Below are 18,753 nucleotides of genomic sequence, written 5' to 3'. Positions count from 1 at the left end.
CACCACGCAAGAGGCCACGGCCGAACGAGACCGCGATGAAGTTGGTCGGCGCACTGGTCGCCGCCGCCCGCGTCGCCGCGGGGATGACCCAACGCGCCTTCGCCGAGGCGCTCCACATCGACATCGAGACCGTCGCCTCGATCGAGCAGGGCCGACGCGTCCTGATGCCGAACGTCGCCGACAAGATGGACCGCGTCCTCGCCCTGCCGGGGCTCCTCACGGTGGCGGCGAACAAGATGCCGGAGGTCGACATGATCCCCGCCTGGGCGGAGGAGTACATGGAGCGGGAGCGGGAGGCACTGGCACTGTCCTGGTACGACACCCTGACCGTTCCTGGACTCCTACAGACCGAGGGCTACGCCCGCGCGGTCCTCGGCTGCCGGGTCCCCTTCGTCGGCGAGCAGAAGATAGAGCTACAGACCGCCTACCGGATCCAGCGCCAGCGGATCCTGGACCGGCCGGTCCCGCCGACCCTCAGCTTCATCATCTGGGAGGCAGCCCTGCGGGACCGCATCGGCGGCGTCGAGGTCTACCGCGAGCAGCTGCGCCACCTTCGCGCCTGCGCTGACCGCCCGACCGTCTCGCTCCAGGTGTTGCCCCTCGGCATCACCGCCCACGCGGGCCTCGACGGCGCCTTCATCCTGCTGGAAACCCCCGAGTTCCAGCACCTCGCCTACTCCGAAACCCAGCGCGGTAGCTTCCTCGTGCGCGACCCGAACGAGGTCAGCATCCTCACTCAGAAGTATGCGATGCTGCGGTCACAGGCCCTCAACTTCGCGGAGACAAAGGACCTGTTGGACCGGTTGCTAGGAGAGACATGAGCACCCCCCTGACGTGGTTCAAGTCCAGCTACAGCACCAGCGAGGGCGGCGCTTGCCTCGAAGTGGCCGCCTGCGCAGACACCACCGTCCACGTCCGGGACTCCAAGGTCACCGACGGCCCCACGATCACCCTCACCCCCACCACCTGGGCGAACCTCACTCGCTGGGTCGCTGCCTGACCCGCCAGCGCCACAGCGCGTCGGCCCGGTAGTCGTCCTCGAACTCCGGGCCCAGCGGCCCGACCCGCTCGTACGCCTCCGGCGTGCGCGGGTCGTCGCGCCGCGCCAGACCGTAGGCACCCACCAGGCGCAGTTCCTGGTCCTCCTCGTCCAGCAGGGCCACGAGCGCCCCCACGACCGCGTCCGACTCGTGGTGCACCCCGCTCGCCAGCGCGAGGGCGGAGGCGAACCGGACGGTGGACTCGGGGTCGTCCAGCAGCGCGAGCAGCAGTTCCCGGGTCGCGGCCGTCGTCTCCCGCGCGTGCCCGAGGACACCGGCCGCCGCGCACCGCGTCTCCGCGTCCGGATCGCCCGCCAGGACGTGCAGGGCCGTCCTGGCCACGGGTGTCAGGGGAACGACGTGCCGGTGCAGGCAGTACGGCACCTGGCGGCGCACCCGCGCGTCCGGGTGGGCCGCGTGGGGCAGGGCGGCCGCCTCGGTGTCCAGGTCCTCTTCGCCCACGAAGGTACCGAGGAGCGCGGCGAGCACGCCCCCGTCCGGTTCCGCCGCCGCCCAGGCCAGCAGCACCCGGCACTGCTCCGGGTACGAGTCCGCGTCGGCGTCCACGCACCAGTCCCGGGACGCCAACCAGTGCACCGCGAAGAGGCGGTGGCCGGGCGACGGGTGATCCCGGAAGGCCACCACCTCCGGCCAGCCCCGCGCGTAGGCACCGAAGTTCACCGCGGCCCGGGACTCCGCCCACACCGCGTGGCACACGTCCGGGTAACGGGCCGCGCGGTCGATCAGTTCCGCCAACGGCGTCTCGATGTCGAACGCCTGCTCCAGCACGGTCAGCACGCCCGGGTGCCCGTCCCGGACCGTCGATCCGCCGAGGGTGAGCTCCTCGATGTCGGTCCACTCCTCCTCGACGGCGCGCACGCCCACCGGCCCCGGCGCCCCCGTCAGCCGCCGCAGCTCCGCCTCCGCGCCCGCCAGCGACCACCGGCGGGCCGCCGCCAACAGCCGGTCCCGCTCCGCCTGCGGCAACCGCTCCCCGGCCCCCTCGGCGAGCAGCGCCGACACCACCGCCGGGGAGCCGCCCTCGACCGCCCGCAGCAGCGGGGTCGTCCCGTCGGGCAGCGCCCGGCCCGGGTCGGCCCCGGCCGCCACCAGCGCCCCGGCGGCCTCGTAGTCGTACGCCGCCACCGCCGCGATCAGCTCATCCATGGCCTGAGCATGCCACTGGGGCCCGGGCGCGCAGTGCGCACCCGGGCCCCAGTGGAGGACTTCCGCGACCGACGACCGTCAGGTCGTACGACGCCGCCGCGCCCCCGGCCGACGCTCGCTCGGGCGGCAGACGACCTCGCCGGCCTCCTTCGCCGCGTCGCGGCGGGCCGCGCCGTACTCGGCCAGGGCCTCCGCCAGCTTCGAGACGCTCGGCTCGGGCGATAGGACGTCGACCCGCAGGCCGTGCTCCTCCGCCGTCTTCGCGGTCGCCGGACCGATGCAGGCGATGACGGTGACGTTGTGCGGCTTGCCCGCGATGCCCACCAGGTTGCGCACGGTGCTCGACGAGGTGAAGAGGACCGCGTCGAAGCCGCCGCCCTTGATCGCCTCGCGGGTGTCCGCCGGCGGCGGCGACGCGCGCACGGTCCGGTAGGCCGTGACGTCGTCGACCTCCCAGCCCAGCTCTATCAGGCCGGCCACCAGCGTCTCGGTCGCGATGTCGGCGCGCGGCAGGAAGACGCGGTCGATCGGGTCGAAGACCGGGTCGTAGGGCGGCCAGTCCTCCAGCAGGCCCGCGGCCGACTGCTCGCCGCTCGGCACCAGGTCCGGCTTCACACCGAACTCGACCAGCGCGGCGGCGGTCTGCTCGCCCACCGCGGCGACCTTGATGCCCGCGAAGGCGCGCGCGTCGAGCCCGTACTCCTCGAACTTCTCCCGCACCGCCTTCACCGCGTTGACGCTCGTGAAGGCGATCCACTCGTAGCGGCCCGTCACCAGGCCCTTCACCGCCCGCTCCATCTGCTGCGGGGTGCGCGGCGGCTCCACGGCGATGGTCGGCACCTCGTGCGGCACCGCGCCGTAGGAACGCAGCTGGTCGGAGAGCGAGGCGGCCTGCTCCTTCGTCCGCGGGACGAGCACCCGCCAGCCGAACAGCGGCTTCGACTCGAACCAGGCCATCTCCTCGCGCCGCGCGGCGGCGCCGTGCTCACCGACCACGGCTATGACCGGCCGGGAGCCCTCGGGCGAGGGGAGCACCTTGCCCTGCTTGAACACCTGGGCGATGGTGCCCAGGGTCGCGGTCCAGGTCCGCTGGCGGGTCGTCGTACCGCCCACGGTGACCGTCAGCTCGGTGTCGGGCTTGCGCCCGGCGCTCACCAGCTCGGCGGCGGCGGCCGCGACGGTCTCCAGGGTCGCGGAGACCACGACCGTGCCGTCGCTGGCGCCGACCTCGCTCCAACAGCGCGATGAGGCGTTCTTCGCGTCGACGAAGCGCACGTCCGCGCCGGACGGGCCGCGCAGCGGCACACCTGCGTAGGCGGGCACGCCGACCGCGTTCGCGACGCCCGGCACGACCTCGAAGGTGATGCCCTCGTTGATGCAGGCCAGCATCTCCTCGGCGGCGTTCCCGTCGAGGCCGGGGTCGCCCGCGACCGCACGGACGACCCGCCTGCCGGAGCGCGCGGCCTCCATGACAATATTGGCCGCGTCCCGGATGACCGGGACCCCGGCGGCCGTCGACTTCTCGTCTGCGACCGTCAGTTGAGGCGTGTCGACGCCCGTACGCGCATGCGTACGGACCACTTCCAGCACCTCCGGCTCCGCGACCAGAACGTCGGCGGCCGCGAGGGCCTCGACCGCGCGCAGGGTCAACAGGCCCGGGTCGCCCGGACCGGCACCGAGGAAGATGACCTGTCCGTGCGCCGGAACGGCCGCGAAGGCGGGATTGGTGGGACGTGAGGGGTTCACAGGGATCGCTCCCCCATCAGACCGGCCGCGCCCTTGGCCAGCATCTCGTCCGCGAGTTCGCGGCCGAGGGCCACTGCCTCTTCGTACGAGTGGGGGACGGGTCCGGTGGTGGACAGCTGCACCAGCGTCGAGCCGTCGAGGGTTCCGACGACGCCGCGCAGGCGCATTTCATTGACAATCTGCCCGTCGGCCAGCAGGTCGGCGAGCGCGCCCACGGGGGCGCTGCAGCCGGCCTCCAGGGCGGCGAGCAGGGAACGCTCGGCGGTGACGGCGGCCCGCGTGTACGGGTCGTCGAGCTCACCGAGCGCGGCGATGAGGTCCGCGTCGGACGCGAGGCACTCGACCGCGAGGGCCCCCTGGCCGGGGGCGGGCAGGACGTTGTCGACCGACAGGAGCTCGGTCGCCTCGTCGCCGCGGCCGATCCGGTTGAGCCCGGCGGCGGCCAGGACCACCGCGTCGAGCTCGCCGCTGTGCACGTAGCCGATGCGGGTGTCGACGTTGCCGCGGATCGGCACGGTCTCGATGACCTTGCCCAGCGCGCGGGCGTAGTGGTTCAGCTGGGCCATGCGGCGCGGCGAACCGGTACCGATGCGCGCACCGTCGGGCAGCTGCTCGAAGGTCAGGCCGTCGCGCGCCACGAGCGCGTCGCGCGCGTCCTCGCGCTGCGGCATCGCGGCGATCACCAGCTCGTCGGGCTGCGTGGTCGGCAGGTCCTTGAGCGAGTGCACGGCGAAGTCGACCTCGCCCCGCTGCAGCGCGTCGCGCAGCGCGGTGACGAACACACCGGTCCCGCCGATCTGCGCGAGCAGCTCCTTGGAGACGTCGCCGTACGTCGTGATCTCCACGAGTTCGACGGGCCGGCCGGTGACGGCACGGACCGCTTCGGCGACGTGTCCCGACTGGGACATGGCCAGTTTGCTGCGCCGTGTCCCAAGCCGGAGCGGCTGGTCGGGACGTGAGTTCATGATGCCCGTCCTGGGTCGTCGTCGTTCTTCGGATCGGCCGCGTCAGCCCGGCTGACGGATGCCACCGTCTGCGGGTCGAGGTCGAAGAGTTCGCGCAGCGCCTCCGCGTACCCGGCGCCGCCGGGCTCGCTCGCGAGCTGCTTGACGCGCACGGTCGGCGCGTGGAGGAGCTTGTCGACGACGCGGCGCACGGTCTGGGTCACTTCGGCCCGCTGCCGCTCGTCGAGATCGGGTACCCGGCCGTCGAGCCGCGCCACTTCCATGGCCACCACTTCGGCGGCCATCGCGCGCAGGGCGACGACGGTGGGGGTGATGTGCGCCGCGCGCTGGGCCGCCCCGAAGGCGGCCACCTCGTCCGCGACGATCGTGCGCACGGCGTCCACGTCGGCGGCCATCGGCGCGTCGGCGGAGGCTTCGGCGAGCGACTCGATGTCGACGAGGCGCACGCCGGGGATCCGGTGCACGGCGGCGTCGATGTCGCGGGGCATCGCCAGGTCGAGCAGCGCGAGCCGTACGTCGACCCGCGCGTCCAGGGCCCGCCCGGTGCGGCGCGGCTGGCGCTGCGCGGCGGCCTCGCCCTGGTCGGCCCAGGTGCCGTGGAGTTCGAGTGCGGTCGCGTCGACCCCGGTGAGCGCGGAACGCCCGTCGGCGCTGCGCGCGGGATCGGCGGCGAGCGCGTCGAGCCCGACGGGACACCCGTCCCGCTCGGTCACCGCGACAGCGGTCAACGTCCGCGCGGCCCCGGCATCGGCGATCCGCCCACCGGCCGCGGCGGCGGCGACGAGCCGCGCCACGACCTCGGCGTTCCCAACGACGGCCTGCGGAACAGCCACATCCAGCTGCGCCGAATCCAGCCCCGCCGGCGTTTGAGGCGCGGGGTCCGGGGCGGAGCCCCGGAAGCCCCGCAGGGCACCCCCGGCCTCGGCCTCGGCCTTGGCCAGCGCCCCGACGACGTCGTCCCCGGTCAGGACAAGCCCCGTGGCCCCGGTACAGGAAACGACCACGTCGACTCGTGTCAGTTCCTCGGCCACGTCAGCCATGGCGACGACCCGCGCAACGGCGCCACCGACCCGCAGGATCTCCACCAACCGCTCGGCCCGCGCAGCGGTCCGGTTCGCGACGGCGATCTCCGCCACCCCGACCCGCGCCAGCGTCGCCGCGGCGAGCGAGGACATCGACCCGGCACCGATCACCAGCGCCCGCTTGCCCACGGCCCACTCGGCCACCGGCACCCGCACGGCCAGCTGCTCCAGCCCGAAGGTGACGAGCGACTGCCCGGCCCGGTCGATGCCGGTCTCCGAGTGCGCCCGCTTGCCGACCCGCAGGGCCTGCTGGAAGAGGTCGTTGATCAGCCGGCCCGCGGTGTGCAGTTCCTGCCCCAGCGCGAGCGCGTCCTTGATCTGCCCGAGGATCTGGCCCTCGCCGACGACCATCGAGTCCAGCCCGCACGCCACCGAGAAGAGGTGGTGGACGGCCCGGTCCTCGTAGTGCACGTAGAGATAGGGGGTGAGCTCCTCCAGCGCGACACCGCTGTGCTGCGCCAGGAGCGTGGACAGCTCGGCGACACCGGCGTGGAACTTGTCCACGTCGGCGTACAGCTCGATCCGGTTGCACGTGGCGAGCACGGCCGCCTCGGTCGCCGGTTCGGCGGCCAGGGTGTCGTGCAGCAGCTTCGCCTTGGCGTCGGTGGAGAGCGAGGCCCGCTCCAGCACGCTGACGGGCGCGCTGCGGTGGCTCAGCCCTACGACGAGCAGACTCATGCCGGCATCACCGCCGGTACGTCGCCCTCCGGGCCGCTCTTGCGCGCCGGGGCGGCGGGAGCGGCCGGGGCGCGGGTAGCGGCGGGCTGCGGCGGAGCGGGGACGGCACCCTCGTCGGCGGCCGCGGCCGCGGCGGCGCCCTCGCCGGCCTTGCGCTGCTCGTGGAAGGCGAGGATCTGCAGCTCGATCGAGAGGTCGACCTTGCGCACGTCCACGCCCTCGGGCACCGACAGCACGGTCGGCGCGAAGTTCAGGATGGAGGTCACTCCGGCCGCGATCAGCCGCTCGCTGACCTGCTGGGCGGCGCCCGCCGGGGTCGCGATGACCCCGATGGAGACGCCGTTCTCCGAAATGATCTTCTCCAGCTCGTCGGTGTGCTGGACCGGCATGCCCGCGACCGGCTTCCCGGCCATGGCCGGGTCGGCGTCGATGAGCGCGGCCACACGGAAGCCGCGCGAGGCGAAGCCGCCGTAGTTGGCGAGGGCGGCGCCGAGGTTGCCGATGCCGACGATGACGACCGGCCAGTCCTGGGTCAGCCCGAGCTCGCGGGAGATCTGGTAGACGAGGTACTCCACGTCGTACCCGACGCCGCGGGTGCCGTAGGAGCCCAGGTAGGAGAAGTCCTTGCGCAGCTTCGCGGAGTTGACTCCGGCGGCGGCCGCCAGTTCCTCGGAGGACACCGTGGGTACCGAGCGCTCGGAGAGCGCCGTGAGGGCGCGCAAGTACAGCGGAAGCCGGGCGACAGTGGCCTCGGGAATACCTCGGCTGCGGGTCGCCGGTCGGTGAGTTCGGCCAGTTGCCACGATGCTCCTGCGGGATGAGCGGGGCTGCAGGTGGCCTCTTGTCCCAGGACCACCCCGTCGGAAGCAGGCTATGTCTTTGTGAACGCGTGCACAAAGATAGTGTCCAATTTGTCCGAGCAAAGTGACCGGGGTCACGCGCCCCGGGCACCTCGACGCGGAACCACCGCCGCGCCGAACCCGTTCAAATCCCGAAGGGGGCAAAACCGCACACATCCCTCATCGATACGCCCCCGAGACCCCATAAATCGCCCACGATGGTAACCGGCGAAGGGGTCAGCCCTCCAACGCCCGACGGAGCCGGTCAGGGTTCACCCTCCAGAAGGTGTGCTGTTCGCCATCGATCAGGACCACCGGAATTTGCTCCCAGTACAAGCGGTACAGCTCCTCGTCCTGCGAGATGTCCTTCTTCTCCCATTGCGCACCGGTGTCGGCGCACACTTTCCCGATCACTTCCTGGGCGTCGTCACAGAGATGGCACCCGGGCTTACCGATCAAGGTGACCATCCGCTCGGCCGGACTCTTCTTTTCCTTGCGGCGCAGCAAAGGGCTCATGCACCCATTGTTCACGCCCTGGAATCCGGCGGGTTCGGGAAGTTCCGAACACAGTGGCTATGCTCGCGTCATGGCCGCTCTGGGATGGCTCACCCCCCGTAGGCGCTCCGCCACCGCGCGGAGCGTGCTCGCCGGCGAGGCCTCTGCCGAGGCCGCCCGCAAGACCGCGCTGGCCGATGATCCGGCCGCGATCGGTTTCTCCCTGGACTCAGTGGACCCACAGGACGCCGTGGCCGCTCAGGACACCGCTGCCGCAGAGGACACCGAGGCCGCAGAGGCCCCGGAGCCCGTCGAGCCCGAGTTCCCGGTCGCCGGCGACGAGCTCGCCGCCGCCTTCTTCGACCTCGACAACACCGTCATGCAGGGCGCCGCGATCTTCCACTTCGGCCGCGGCCTCTACAAGCGCGAGTTCTTCCGCCGCCGCGAGCTGGCCCGCTTCGCCTGGCAACAGGCGTGGTTCCGGCTCGCCGGGGTCGAGGACCCCGAGCACATGCAGGACGCCCGCGACACCGCGCTGTCCATCGTCAAGGGCCACCGGGTCTCCGAGCTGATGTCGATCGGCGAGGAGATCTACGACGAGTACATGGCGGAGCGGATCTGGCCGGGCACCCGCGCCCTGGCCCAGGCGCACCTCGACGCGGGCCAGAAGGTGTGGCTCGTCACGGCCGCCCCGGTCGAGACGGCCACGATCATCGCCCGCAGGCTCGGCCTGACCGGGGCCCTGGGGACCGTCGCCGAATCGGTGGACGGCATCTACACCGGCCGCCTCGTGGGCGAGCCGCTGCACGGCCCCGCCAAGGCCGAGGCCGTGCGCGCGCTGGCCGCCGCCGAGGGCCTCGACCTCGCGCACTGCGCCGCGTACAGCGACTCGCACAACGACATTCCGATGCTGTCACTGGTCGGACATCCGTATGCGATCAATCCCGATACAAAACTGCGCAAGCATGCCCGGGCGCACGACTGGCGACTGCGCGACTATCGCACCGGCCGCAAGGCCGTGAAGGTCGGCGTCCCGGCGGCCGCCGGGGTCGGCGCGATCGCGGGCGGCGCGGCCGCCGCGATCGCCCTGCACCGCCGCCGCAAGTAGCCCTCAGCGGGCCCTCCTGCGGCAACCACGGGCGTCCCGCCCGTCCGCCGCGTCCCGCGCGCCCGACTCACGGGCCCGCGACGGGCATTCCCACCGTCTACCCGCGCTCCGGGCGCGGCATTCCGGCATGCCCGACTCGGTCGTGAGCCGCCCCGGAAGCCACCATTCCGAGTGCAGAAGTGATCAATATCTGATCACCGAGTGCGACTGAATATGCCCTGGACACGCAACAGAAGCGACGGAACCGGTGATTTGAGCAACTAGGTGTAGTGCTGCCTGTACGAAGCGTTATTCTCCTCAAACGCATGCCACCGCCCATTCGTCGCCACGACGAGTGAACGGTCCCGCACTGCACGTGATGGAAGCTCTGCCTCTGGGAGTCTCGTGTACCCACCTGTCGGGGTTGACGCCTCGGGCCTGGCTACGCTGCGCGCAACGGTCTTCGACCACCTGCGTGGCTTCGTCCCCACCGCGTACGCCGTCCCCGTTTTCGCCGCCTCGGTTCCCGCCGGCCTCGGCCCCGTAGGTCCTTGCTATGCCCTGACGGATGGCGGAGCGACCGTGGGCAGACGCGGCCGCGCGGGCGCCGGATCAACCGGTTCAAGCAGTGCCACCGGTACGACCACGCCGACCGCCCGCCGTCCCACCGCGGACAGCGACAGCGCCCGGATGATGGACCTGGTCGAGCGCGCCCAGGCCGGTGAGGCCGATGCCTTCGGCCGGCTGTACGACCAGTACAGCGACACCGTCTACCGCTACATCTATTACCGCGTCGGCGGCAAGGCGACCGCGGAGGACCTCACCAGTGAGACCTTCCTGCGCGCGCTGCGCCGCATCTCCACCTTCACCTGGCAGGGCCGCGACTTCGGCGCCTGGCTCGTGACGATCGCGCGCAACCTGGTGGCGGACCACTTCAAGTCCAGCCGCTTCCGCCTCGAAGTCACGACCGGCGAGATGCTGGACGCCAACGAGGTGGAGCGCAGCCCCGAGGACTCCGTCCTGGAGTCCCTCTCCAACGCGGCGCTGCTGGAGGCCGTGCGGAAGCTCAATCCCCAACAGCAGGAGTGCGTGACCCTGCGCTTCCTACAGGGCCTCTCGGTCGCCGAGACGGCCCGGGTGATGGGGAAGAACGAGGGCGCGATCAAAACCCTGCAGTACCGGGCGGTCCGGACCCTGGCCCGACTCCTCCCGGACGACGCCCGCTGACCATGACGCTGTGGTCCGATCATCCTTCGTCCGTAACCCAAGTGCCGCGTCGCTCGTTGTGCGGAATGCAGGCTCCCTGTGGACATGCCCTGCCCGAAGGCGATCACCCGAAAGGGTGGATCCGCTCAAGGAAGGCAACCTTCCGGACACCCCGGGGAGTCGATCGTCATGACGAGAGGAGGTGCCGCCAGTGATCGCGAACGTTTCTCCGCACCGGCGGGCGAACGCCTTCGCCCAGGCCCTGGAGGATCGGACCCCGTCCGAACCCTCGGAACCGGAGCCGGCGGCCGAGCAGTCCGAGGCACCTGCCGAACCTGCCGACTGCGACCGGTTGTTGGCCCTGGCGAGCGCGCTCGGCGAAATGCCACGCCCGCAGATGGACGCCGACGTCAAAGTGGTGCAACGAGCGCAGCTCGTGGCCGCCATGGAGACCATGGTGATGGAGGAGAGGTCGGGGGGCGGTGCCGCCTCGGACCCTCTGGTGCCCGAACAGCGGACCGGTCGCGGCGCCCACCGGGCGACCTCGCTCCGGAAATTGCGGCCCCGCTCCCGCTGGTCCAAGGGCATCGCAGCAGGCGGCCTCACGGTCGGTGTGGCCGCGGGAGCCTTCAGTGGGGTGGCCGCTGCCAGCACCGACGCCTTGCCCGGTGACTCCCTCTACCCGGTCAAACTGGGCATGGAGGACATCAAGCTGGGCATGGCCGACGACGATTCGGACCGGGGCGAGCTCTATCTCGACCAGGCCTCGAACCGCTTGTCGGAGGCCCGTCGGCTGATGGAGCGCGGCAGGTCGCCGGGCTCGCTGGACCACGAGGTGCTGGGCGAGATCCGCCGGGCCCTCGCGGGCATGAAGCACGACGCGGAGGAGGGCCACCGACTCCTCCAGTCCGCCCACGAACGGGACGGCTCGCTCGGTCCGATCCAGACCCTGTCGTCCTTCTCCCGCTCCCACCGCGACGCGTGGGGCAGGCTCCGCGAGAAGCTCCCGGTCCAACTCACGGACGTGGGAGAACAGGTCACGTCGGTCTTCCAGGCCATAGACGATGACGTCGAGCCGTACCAGGGGCTGCTGCCCAAGCCACCGGAGCAGAGCCGCGGACCGGGCACGTCCGGCACCCCGGCGAAGCCCGGCACCAGCGGCAAGCAGCACTCCGCGCCCCCGGCCACGGGCACCGGCCCGTCCGGCGGCTCCGCGGCTCCCGCGCCGTCTCCCTCGGGCTCCCCGTCCGCGGGCACGGGCGGCCTCATCGGCGGCGCCGACGGCCTGCTCAACCCGCCCGGGGTCAACGGCGACCAGCTGCCACCGGTCGCACCGGAGATCCCGCGCCCGGAGATCACCCTCCCGCCCCTGCTCCCGGGCCTGCTGCCGGGCCTGGGCATCAAGGGCGAGAACGCCGACTGACAACGGCCGGCACGGCGCAGCGCCGGCGGGGCACCACGCCCCGCCGGCGCTGCGCCGTGCCACGACGCGCTGAAAAAACGCGCCTGGACGCACCTGCGCACCTGGGAGAAGACCGCTAGAAGAAGACCGACCGCCGCTGCACCAGCAGCTTGTACAGCGTGTGCTGGATCTGCTCCCGCACCTGGTCCGTCAGGTTGAACATCAGCATCGGGTCCTCCGCCGCCTCCGGCGGATACCCGTCCGTGGCGATCGGCTCACCGAACTGGATCGTCCACTTCGTCGGCAACGGCACCGCCCCCAGCGGCCCCAACCACGGGAAGGTCGGGGTGATCGGGAAGTACGGGATCCCGAGCAGCCGCGCCACCGTCTTGGCGTTGCCGATCATCGGGTAGATCTCCTCCGCCCCCACGATCGAGCACGGCACGATCGGCGTCCCCGCCCGCAACGCGGTCGACACGAAGCCCCCGCGCCCGAACCGCTGGAGCTTGTAGCGGTCCTCGAAGGGCTTCCCTATCCCCTTGAAGCCCTCGGGCATCACCCCGACCAGCTCCCCGGCCTCCAGCAGCCGCTGCGCGTCCTCCGCGCACGCCAGGGTGTGCCCGGCCTTGCGCGCCAGCTCGTTGACCACCGGCAGCATGAACACCAGGTCCGCTGCCAGCAGTCGCAGGTGCCGCTGCGCGGGGTGGTGGTCGTGCACCGCGACCTGCATCATCAGGCCGTCCAGCGGCAGCGTCCCGGAGTGGTTGGCCACGATCAGCGCGCCACCCTCCTTCGGGATGTTCTCGATGCCCTTGACCTCGACCCGGAAGTACTTGTCGTACACCGGCCGCAGCACCGACATCAGGACCTGGTCGGTCAGCTCCTTGTCGTACCCGAAGTCGTCGACCTCGTAGTCACCGGTGACCCGGCGCCGCAGGAAGGCCAGCCCGCCCGCGAGCCGCCGCTCCCACCCGCTCGGGGCGGCCGGCGCGGGCACGGCGGACACCCCGCCCGACACCGCGTCCGGATCGGCCGCCACGGACCCGGCGGCCACGACGGGCCCCGCCCCGGCATCGGGTGCGGTGACCGCCCGGACCCGCCGGGCCCGCCGCCGCGGACGGTCCTCGTCGAACGGAATGACCTTGGCGTCCGCCACTATCGCTGCGCTCCCTCTTCGGCCGCGGATCCGGCTCCGGACCCGGTTCCTGCCACGGCGACGTCGACCTTCAGCGCGCCCGCCACCCGGTCCACGGCCCGCGCCGCCCGCTCCGGCGGCAGCAGCCCGTTCCCCCGGCTCCGCGCGAAGTCCGCGAAGGTCTCGGCGGTCGTGTACATCGGCTTGAATCCCAGCACTTCGCGCATCTGCGAGGTCTCGACGACCCGCCCGTGCGTGAGCAGTCTGGTCTGTTCCGGCGAGAAGTCGGTGACCCCGACCGCCTTCAGCGCGGAGCCCACCCATGTGAGCGCGGGCAGCGGCAGCGCGATCGTGGGTCGGCCCAGGCGCCGCGAGCACTGGGACAGCAGCAGGACGCCGTCCCCCGCGATGTTGAAGGTCCCGCTGTTCAGGGTGCCGCGCCGGGGCTCCCCCGCCGCCAGCCGCAGCACGTCGAGCACGTCGTCCTCGTGGACGAACTGGAGCCTCGGGTCGTAGCCGAGCACGGTCGGCATGACCGGCATCGAGAAGTACTCGGCGAGCGCCGAATCCGCGAAGGGCCCCAGGATGTTGGCGAAGCGCAGGACGCACACGGCCACGTCGGGCCGGCGGCGCGCGAAGCCGCGCACGTAGCCCTCGACCTCGACCGCGTCCTTCGCGAAGCCCAGGGCGGGCAAGGACTTGGGTTGGGTGGTCTCGCTGAAGACGGCCGGGTCCCGCGGAGCCGCCCCGTACACGCTCGTACTGGACTTCACGACCAGGCGCCGCACCGTCGGGGACTTCTGGCAGGCCCCGAGGAGCTGCATCGTCCCGATGACGTTCGTTTCCTTCACGGCGCTCCCCGCGCCGCCCGCGCCCACGCCACCGCCGCCGGTGACCGCGAGGTGCACCACGGTGTCGACGGCGTACTCGGCCAGCACCCGGGCGATCGCCGACTGCCGGATGTCCGTCCGGACGAACTCGGCCGACCCCAGCCGGTGCGGCGGGGTGTTCGCGTCCACCGCGATCACCCGCTCGACTTCCGGGTCGCGCTGGATCCGGCGTACGAATCGGCCCCCCAGCTGCCGGGCTGCCCCGGTCACGAGCACGACCTTCCCCACTGCTCAGCGCCTCCCTCGTCGTACCCCGGCTGCACCACAGCCCCCCCACCAGAATGGTGGAGGGGCTGCGGAAAACACGTACAGCTGCCGTTTACTTCTTGTTACGGCGCTGCACGCGGGTGCGCTTGAGCAGCTTGCGGTGCTTCTTCTTGGCCATCCGCTTGCGCCGCTTCTTAATGACAGAGCCCACGACTACCCTCGCTCACTTCTCGGAACATCCCCGCGCTAGCGGGGATCGGTGCGGGGCGTCTGGGCCCACACGACCTACGTCGGCCTAGCCTACCCGCCAGAACTCTGAGCCCGTAATCCGAGGGTGTCCGAGGGTGTCCGGGGAGTTCAGTCTCAGGCCGACTCCACCCCCACATAGGACTCTCGGAGGTACTCGTGGACCGCGTTCTCGGGGACCCGGAAGGACCGGCCCACCCGGATCGCGGGCAGATGACCGTTGTGCACCAGCCGGTACACGGTCATCTTCGACACTCGCATCACCGAGGCGACCTCCGCCACGGTCAGGAACTGAACCTCACTGAGAGGCCTCTCGCCAGCAGCCATGACACACCTTTGACCTTCCGCGCATGACGGGCACCGGCTTCCCCTCCGGTTACGCCCCGTCGTCGCACGCTCACTCCCCAGAGTAGGGGCGGGTGATACGAGTGGGGAAGAGGAGCTACAGGCACCAGTCCCGGCCACACCTCAGCCCGCGAGCCCCGCCCGCCCCAACACGTACCGGGTGAGCGGACGGTAGTAATCCGAGCGCACCGCGTCATCAAGTGGAACCACGGCGCACACGCTCCCCTCGGCCTCCCCGACGAAGGGTGCGGGGTCGTCCGTATCCGCCAGCCCGATGGCCGCGAAGCCCAGCTGACCTGCCCCGCAGACCCAACCGTGGTCCCCCACCACCAGTTCCGGAAGCGGCCCCCCGGACTCCGCCAAGGCGCCCAGCGCGATCCGAACCGGCAGCGGCGAATGACTGTGTGCGCCGGTGGCGCCCCCCACCGGACGCGCGCCCGGCTCCCGTACCAGCGCGACCCCCCGTACGTACTCAAGGCGGTGCGTGCGTACGCCGAAGCGAGTGGGAATGTCCACGGACACCCCCTGCGCCGGGGTGAGGACGACACATCCCACCGCCGACAAAGCACCGGCCAATGTGGCGTAGAAGCCCAGGAGCCGGTGCGGATGGCCGGTGCCGAACAGCACGGGGGCCCGGGTCAGCGCCGCCTCCCGCAACCGCCCCGCGAAGGCGTCCAGCCCGGCCAGCGTCCGCTCGGGATCGATCACGTCCGGGCCGCTGACGTGCCCGGGATCCGCCGAGACCCCGCACCGGTCCGCCATCAACCGCAGCAGATCGGGCTGCGCCCACCCCCCGCGCGGGTCGAGCCCGAGCAGCGCCCGCGGATCACGGGCGGCGAACAGCCGGTAGCTGCGCAGGCTCTCCTCACGGGAGGTGGCGACGGGCCCGGCCAACCGGGCGGCCAGCAGATGCGCACGCAGGGCGCCGGTGCTCAACACCCCTCCGATGCTGCCGCACCCGATCCGACGGATCATCACTTCACGGAAAGCCCCCCACAGTTGGCCTAATGTCGCACTTGCGCGGACACCCCTGTGGGCGCTCGGTCAGGTCAGCATCCCGCGCAGCGGGAAGACCGCCCGCCGGGTCGCCAGCACCGCCTGGTCGATCCGGTCCGCCGGGTCGTATCCCGACTCCCACTCCCGCCACTCGGGCGTGCGCCCGTCCGTCATCCGGGCCGGGGCCAACTGCCGCGTCCGCGCGTACGCCTCGTCGCGCCACGACGCCGGGACCGCCGACTCCGGGTCGAGCGGCCGGTGCGCGGCGATCGCGACCAGATGCGTCCAGGAGCGCGGTACGACGTCCACGATCGCGTAACCACCTCCCCCGAGGGCGAGCCACCGCCCGTCCGCGTGGGCGTGGGCGAGCTCGTGGCAGGCCTCCTGCACGGCCCGCTGGGCGTCCAGCGACACCGCGAGGTGGGCGAGCGGGTCCTCGAAGTGCGTGTCGGCGCCGTGTTGGGTCACCAGCACCTGCGGCCGGAAGTCCGCGAGCAGCTCGGGCACCACGGCGTGGAAGGCCCGCAGCCACCCCTCGTCCCCGGTCCCGGCCGGCAGCGCGATGTTCACGGCCGATCCCTCGGCGGCGGGCCCGCCGGTCTCCTCGGGCCAACCGGTCTGCGGGAACAGGGTCCGCGGATGCTCGTGGAGGGAGATCGTGAGCACCCGCGGGTCGTCCCAGAAGGCCGCCTGCACGCCGTCCCCGTGGTGCACGTCCACGTCCACATAGGCGACCCGCTCGGCCCCCAGCTCCAGCAGCCGCGCGATCGCGAGGGCGGCGTCGTTGTAGACGCAGAAGCCGGCGGCCCCGCCCGGCATCGCGTGGTGCAGCCCGCCCGCGAAGTTCACGGCGTGCGCCGCCTCCCCGCGCCAGATCGCCTCCGCCGCGGCCACCGACTGCCCGGCGATCAGCGCCGAGGCCTGGTGCATCCCGTGGAAGGCCGGATCGTCCACGGTGCCCAGACCGTACGAACCGTCGGCGACCCCGGGGTCGGCGGAGACCTCCCGCACCGCGGCGACGTAGTCCTCTCGGTGGACCAACCGCAGCGTGGAGTCACCGGCCGCCTTGCCGGCGCGCACCTCCACCTCCCGGTCGAGCCCGAAGGCACGCACCAGGCCCATGGTCAGCGCCAGACGCACCGGATCCATCGGATGGCTGGGCCCGAAGTCATACTTCGTTACCGCCTCGTCCCACATCAACAGCCCTGTCACCGACTCGCCGCTCATGCCCGCCACCGTATCGGGCGCCCTCCGCGGCGAACGACCGGGCGTAGAGGAGTGTGACGAGGACCAACGCCATCGGGACGAGCATGGCCCCCCGGTAGCTCCACGCGTCGCCGAGCGCGCCCACCAGCGGCGCCCCGACCAGGAACCCGACGTAGTTGAAGATGTTGAGCCGCGCGATGGCCGTGTCGGAGGCGGTGGGGAAGAGCCGGCCCGCCGCGGCGAAGGTCTGCGGCACGATCACGCAGAGCCCGATCCCGAGCAGGGTGAAGCCGAGCATCCCGATCCACGCCCCGGGCGCGCCGGCCACCACGGCGAAGCCGCCCGCGGCGATGACGGTCCCGGCGCGCACGACGGCCACCGCGCCGAAGCGCCGCACCCCGAGGTCACCGACGGCCCGCCCGATCAGGGTCATCACCATGTACACGTTGTAGGGGACGGTGGAGAGCTGCTCGGAGCTGCCGAGCACGTCCTTGAGGTACTTGGCACCCCAGTTGGAGACGGTCGAGTCCCCGATGTAGGCGCAGGCCATCACCAGGCAGAGCGGCAGCAGCAGCTTGAACCCGCCGGTGCCCAATCCCTTCGCCGCCTCGGCGGGCCCGGTGTCCGCCCGGTCGGCCGCGCGCTGGTCGACGTAGTACCGGCTGCCCACGAAGGCGAGCGGCAACAGGACCACCACGGCCGGCAGGTAGCTGGTGAAGAGGGACAGGTGCCAGTGCGCGCCCGCCCACGCGGCGGACGCCCCGACGATCCCGCCGAGACTGTACGAGGCGTGGAAGCCCAGCATGATGCTGCGGCCGTAGGTCTGCTGGAGGCTGACCCCGAGCATGTTCATCGAGGCGTCCAGCGCGCCCACCGCCAGCCCGAACGCGCCGAGCGCGAGGGCGACGTGCCACATCCGCGTCCCGGCGCCGGCGCCGAGGAGCGCGAGCAGGACGAGCGGCTGCGCCCAGCGCAGTACGGTGCTGGGCGCGACCCGCTTCACCAGGTGCTCGGTCCCCACGCTCGCCACACCGGCGAGGACGGGGACGGCGGCGAGGAAGGCGGGCAGGAGGCCGTCGGATATCCCGTACTGGTCCTGGATCGCGGGGATCCGGGTCACCAGCAGGGCGAAGGTCACGCCCTGCACGAAGAAGCTGAAGCCCAGGGACCCTCGTCCACGGCGCAGCCGCACGTCTGCTGTCATGGCGGCTCAGCGTAGGCGCGGGTGCTACCCGTGGGTAGAGCGATCACATATCGAGTTGGAGAAGCCCCGGGAGTTCCTTCATCTCGCCGAACAGGCCGGTGGCGCCCGCGAGCCGATCGCCCGGGGTCATCGCGGTGAAGCCGAAGACGTCCATCCCGGCGGCCCGGGCCGCCCGCACCCCGAGCGGGCTGTCCTCGACGACGACGCAGCGCGCGGGTTCGACGCCCATCCGCGCGGCGGCGTGCAGGAACAGGTCGGGGGCGGGCTTCCCCTTGCCGACGTCCTCGGAGCTGAAGATCCACTCTTCTTCGAACCACTCGTCGAGTCCGGTGGTGCGGTGCCCGACCCGGATCCGCTCGTGGCTCCCGGAGGAGGCGAGGCAGTACGGGATCCCGCGTGCGGTGAGCTCCTCCAGGACCTCCACGGCGCCCGCGACGGGCCGCAGCTCCCGCGCGAAGGCGGCGAACACCCGGGCGTGGAGGGTGTCGTCGAAGTCCTCGGGCAGCCGCTCGCCGGTCCGCTCCAGGATCGTGTCGTGCACCCGGTGCACCGCGGCCCCCATGTAGTCGCGCAGGGACTCCTCGTAGGAGGTGGGGTGCCCCAGCTCGGTCAGGTACCCGGAGAGGATGGTGTTGGAGAGCGGCTCGCTGTCCACCAGCACGCCGTCGTTGTCGAAGATGACGAGGTCGTAGCTCATGCACCCGACCCTACGTATTTCTGGTCCGGAACGCAGAAAAGCCCCGCACCATAAGGTGCGGGGCTTTCCCGGAAAAATTGTTCGGCGGCGTCCTACTCTCCCACAGGGTCCCCCCTGCAG

19 protein-coding genes are annotated in these 18,753 nt (G+C 71.8%); 5 read left to right on the top strand and 14 right to left on the bottom strand.

Translation table 11 applies throughout. The features are described from left to right. The first annotated feature begins 35 nt into the window (after positions 1 to 35). On the top strand, positions 36 to 821 hold the full coding sequence (locus ACIBEA_RS23610) for a helix-turn-helix transcriptional regulator (protein WP_399264008.1): 786 nt from the start codon (positions 36 to 38) through the stop codon (positions 819 to 821). Beyond that, positions 818 to 1,000: a DUF397 domain-containing protein gene (locus ACIBEA_RS23605; protein WP_399264007.1), complete on the top strand. Its 183-nt coding sequence runs from the start codon at positions 818 to 820 to the stop codon at positions 998 to 1,000. Before ACIBEA_RS23610 ends, ACIBEA_RS23605 begins: the two co-directional genes overlap by 4 nt. On the opposite strand, the gene ACIBEA_RS23600 is transcribed toward ACIBEA_RS23605, so the two are convergent. The 6 genes from ACIBEA_RS23600 to ACIBEA_RS23575 all read right to left on the bottom strand — a co-directional run bounded on the left by ACIBEA_RS23600 (position 978) and on the right by ACIBEA_RS23575 (position 8,033). Further along, positions 978 to 2,207 carry a HEAT repeat domain-containing protein gene (locus ACIBEA_RS23600; RefSeq protein ID WP_399264005.1) on the bottom strand — a complete coding sequence of 410 codons (1,230 nt, stop codon included), beginning with the start codon at positions 2,205 to 2,207 and terminating at the stop codon, positions 978 to 980. The two genes, ACIBEA_RS23605 and ACIBEA_RS23600, sit on opposite strands and share 23 nt — an antisense overlap. Positions 2,208 to 2,285: 78 nt before the next feature. Beyond that, complete coding sequence (locus tag ACIBEA_RS23595) at positions 2,286 to 3,953, bottom strand: uroporphyrinogen-III synthase (protein WP_399264003.1); 1,668 nt, start codon at positions 3,951 to 3,953, stop codon at positions 2,286 to 2,288. Beyond that, complete coding sequence (gene hemC / locus ACIBEA_RS23590) at positions 3,950 to 4,918, bottom strand: hydroxymethylbilane synthase (RefSeq protein ID WP_399264001.1); 969 nt, start codon at positions 4,916 to 4,918, stop codon at positions 3,950 to 3,952. The genes ACIBEA_RS23595 and hemC overlap by 4 nt, the downstream gene beginning before the upstream one ends. Further along, positions 4,915 to 6,678 carry a glutamyl-tRNA reductase gene (locus ACIBEA_RS23585; RefSeq protein WP_399263999.1) on the bottom strand — a complete coding sequence of 588 codons (1,764 nt, stop codon included), beginning with the start codon at positions 6,676 to 6,678 and terminating at the stop codon, positions 4,915 to 4,917. The genes hemC and ACIBEA_RS23585 overlap by 4 nt, the downstream gene beginning before the upstream one ends. Then, complete coding sequence (locus ACIBEA_RS23580) at positions 6,675 to 7,481, bottom strand: redox-sensing transcriptional repressor Rex (protein WP_399263997.1); 807 nt, start codon at positions 7,479 to 7,481, stop codon at positions 6,675 to 6,677. Before ACIBEA_RS23580 ends, ACIBEA_RS23585 begins: the two co-directional genes overlap by 4 nt. Before the next feature lie 273 nt (positions 7,482 to 7,754). Next, entirely contained in the window at positions 7,755 to 8,033 is a 279-nt protein-coding gene (locus ACIBEA_RS23575) for a glutaredoxin family protein (RefSeq protein ID WP_399263995.1), read from the bottom strand. A 70-nt stretch (positions 8,034 to 8,103) separates the two neighbouring features. On the opposite strand from ACIBEA_RS23575, the gene ACIBEA_RS23570 reads away from it, so the two are divergent. The 3 genes from ACIBEA_RS23570 (at position 8,104) to ACIBEA_RS23560 (ending at position 11,728) form a co-directional block, all read left to right on the top strand. Beyond that, positions 8,104 to 9,120, top strand: a complete 1,017-nt coding sequence (locus ACIBEA_RS23570; protein ID WP_399263993.1) for an HAD family hydrolase — start codon at positions 8,104 to 8,106, stop codon at positions 9,118 to 9,120. Between the two features lie 384 nt (positions 9,121 to 9,504). Next, positions 9,505 to 10,326, top strand: a complete 822-nt coding sequence (locus ACIBEA_RS23565) for an ECF subfamily RNA polymerase sigma factor, BldN family (RefSeq protein WP_399263991.1) — start codon at positions 9,505 to 9,507, stop codon at positions 10,324 to 10,326. A gap of 190 nt (positions 10,327 to 10,516) precedes the next feature. After that, the gene (locus ACIBEA_RS23560) at positions 10,517 to 11,728 is read left to right on the top strand and encodes a DUF5667 domain-containing protein (RefSeq protein ID WP_399263989.1); all 1,212 of its coding nucleotides are present in this window, start codon (positions 10,517 to 10,519) and stop codon (positions 11,726 to 11,728) included. A 115-nt stretch (positions 11,729 to 11,843) separates the two neighbouring features. Here the strand turns inward: ACIBEA_RS23560 and ACIBEA_RS23555 are convergent, their stop codons facing one another. From ACIBEA_RS23555 to ACIBEA_RS23520, 8 genes are all read right to left on the bottom strand, one after another. Further along, positions 11,844 to 12,863 (bottom strand): lysophospholipid acyltransferase family protein, encoded by a 1,020-nt coding sequence (locus tag ACIBEA_RS23555; protein WP_399263987.1) that lies wholly within the window; start codon positions 12,861 to 12,863, stop codon positions 11,844 to 11,846. Continuing rightward, complete coding sequence (locus tag ACIBEA_RS23550) at positions 12,863 to 13,960, bottom strand: NAD-dependent epimerase/dehydratase family protein (protein ID WP_399263985.1); 1,098 nt, start codon at positions 13,958 to 13,960, stop codon at positions 12,863 to 12,865. The genes ACIBEA_RS23555 and ACIBEA_RS23550 overlap by 1 nt, the downstream gene beginning before the upstream one ends. A 91-nt stretch (positions 13,961 to 14,051) precedes the next feature. Beyond that, positions 14,052 to 14,150, bottom strand: coding sequence for a 30S ribosomal protein bS22 (locus ACIBEA_RS23545; RefSeq protein WP_003948845.1), 99 nt, complete (start codon positions 14,148 to 14,150; stop codon positions 14,052 to 14,054). Positions 14,151 to 14,302: 152 nt separating this feature from the next. Then, positions 14,303 to 14,512: a helix-turn-helix domain-containing protein gene (locus ACIBEA_RS23540; RefSeq protein WP_008738568.1), complete on the bottom strand. Its 210-nt coding sequence runs from the start codon at positions 14,510 to 14,512 to the stop codon at positions 14,303 to 14,305. Positions 14,513 to 14,653: 141 nt separating this feature from the next. Then, positions 14,654 to 15,469: a phosphatase gene (locus ACIBEA_RS23535; protein WP_399263983.1), complete on the bottom strand. Its 816-nt coding sequence runs from the start codon at positions 15,467 to 15,469 to the stop codon at positions 14,654 to 14,656. A 105-nt stretch (positions 15,470 to 15,574) separates the two neighbouring features. Continuing rightward, positions 15,575 to 16,723, bottom strand: coding sequence for an acetoin utilization protein AcuC (locus tag ACIBEA_RS23530; RefSeq protein WP_399264389.1), 1,149 nt, complete (start codon positions 16,721 to 16,723; stop codon positions 15,575 to 15,577). Then, entirely contained in the window at positions 16,695 to 17,936 is a 1,242-nt protein-coding gene (locus ACIBEA_RS23525; RefSeq protein ID WP_399263981.1) for an MFS transporter, read from the bottom strand. The genes ACIBEA_RS23530 and ACIBEA_RS23525 overlap by 29 nt, the downstream gene beginning before the upstream one ends. Positions 17,937 to 17,979: 43 nt before the next feature. Continuing rightward, positions 17,980 to 18,633, bottom strand: coding sequence for an HAD family hydrolase (locus ACIBEA_RS23520; protein ID WP_399263979.1), 654 nt, complete (start codon positions 18,631 to 18,633; stop codon positions 17,980 to 17,982). Positions 18,634 to 18,753: the final 120 nt, after the last annotated feature.

Source organism: Streptomyces sp. NPDC051555 (assembly GCF_044454405.1).
Lineage (GTDB): Bacteria > Actinomycetota > Actinomycetes > Streptomycetales > Streptomycetaceae > Streptomyces.
This window is presented reverse-complemented; position numbering and strand designations above follow the sequence as displayed.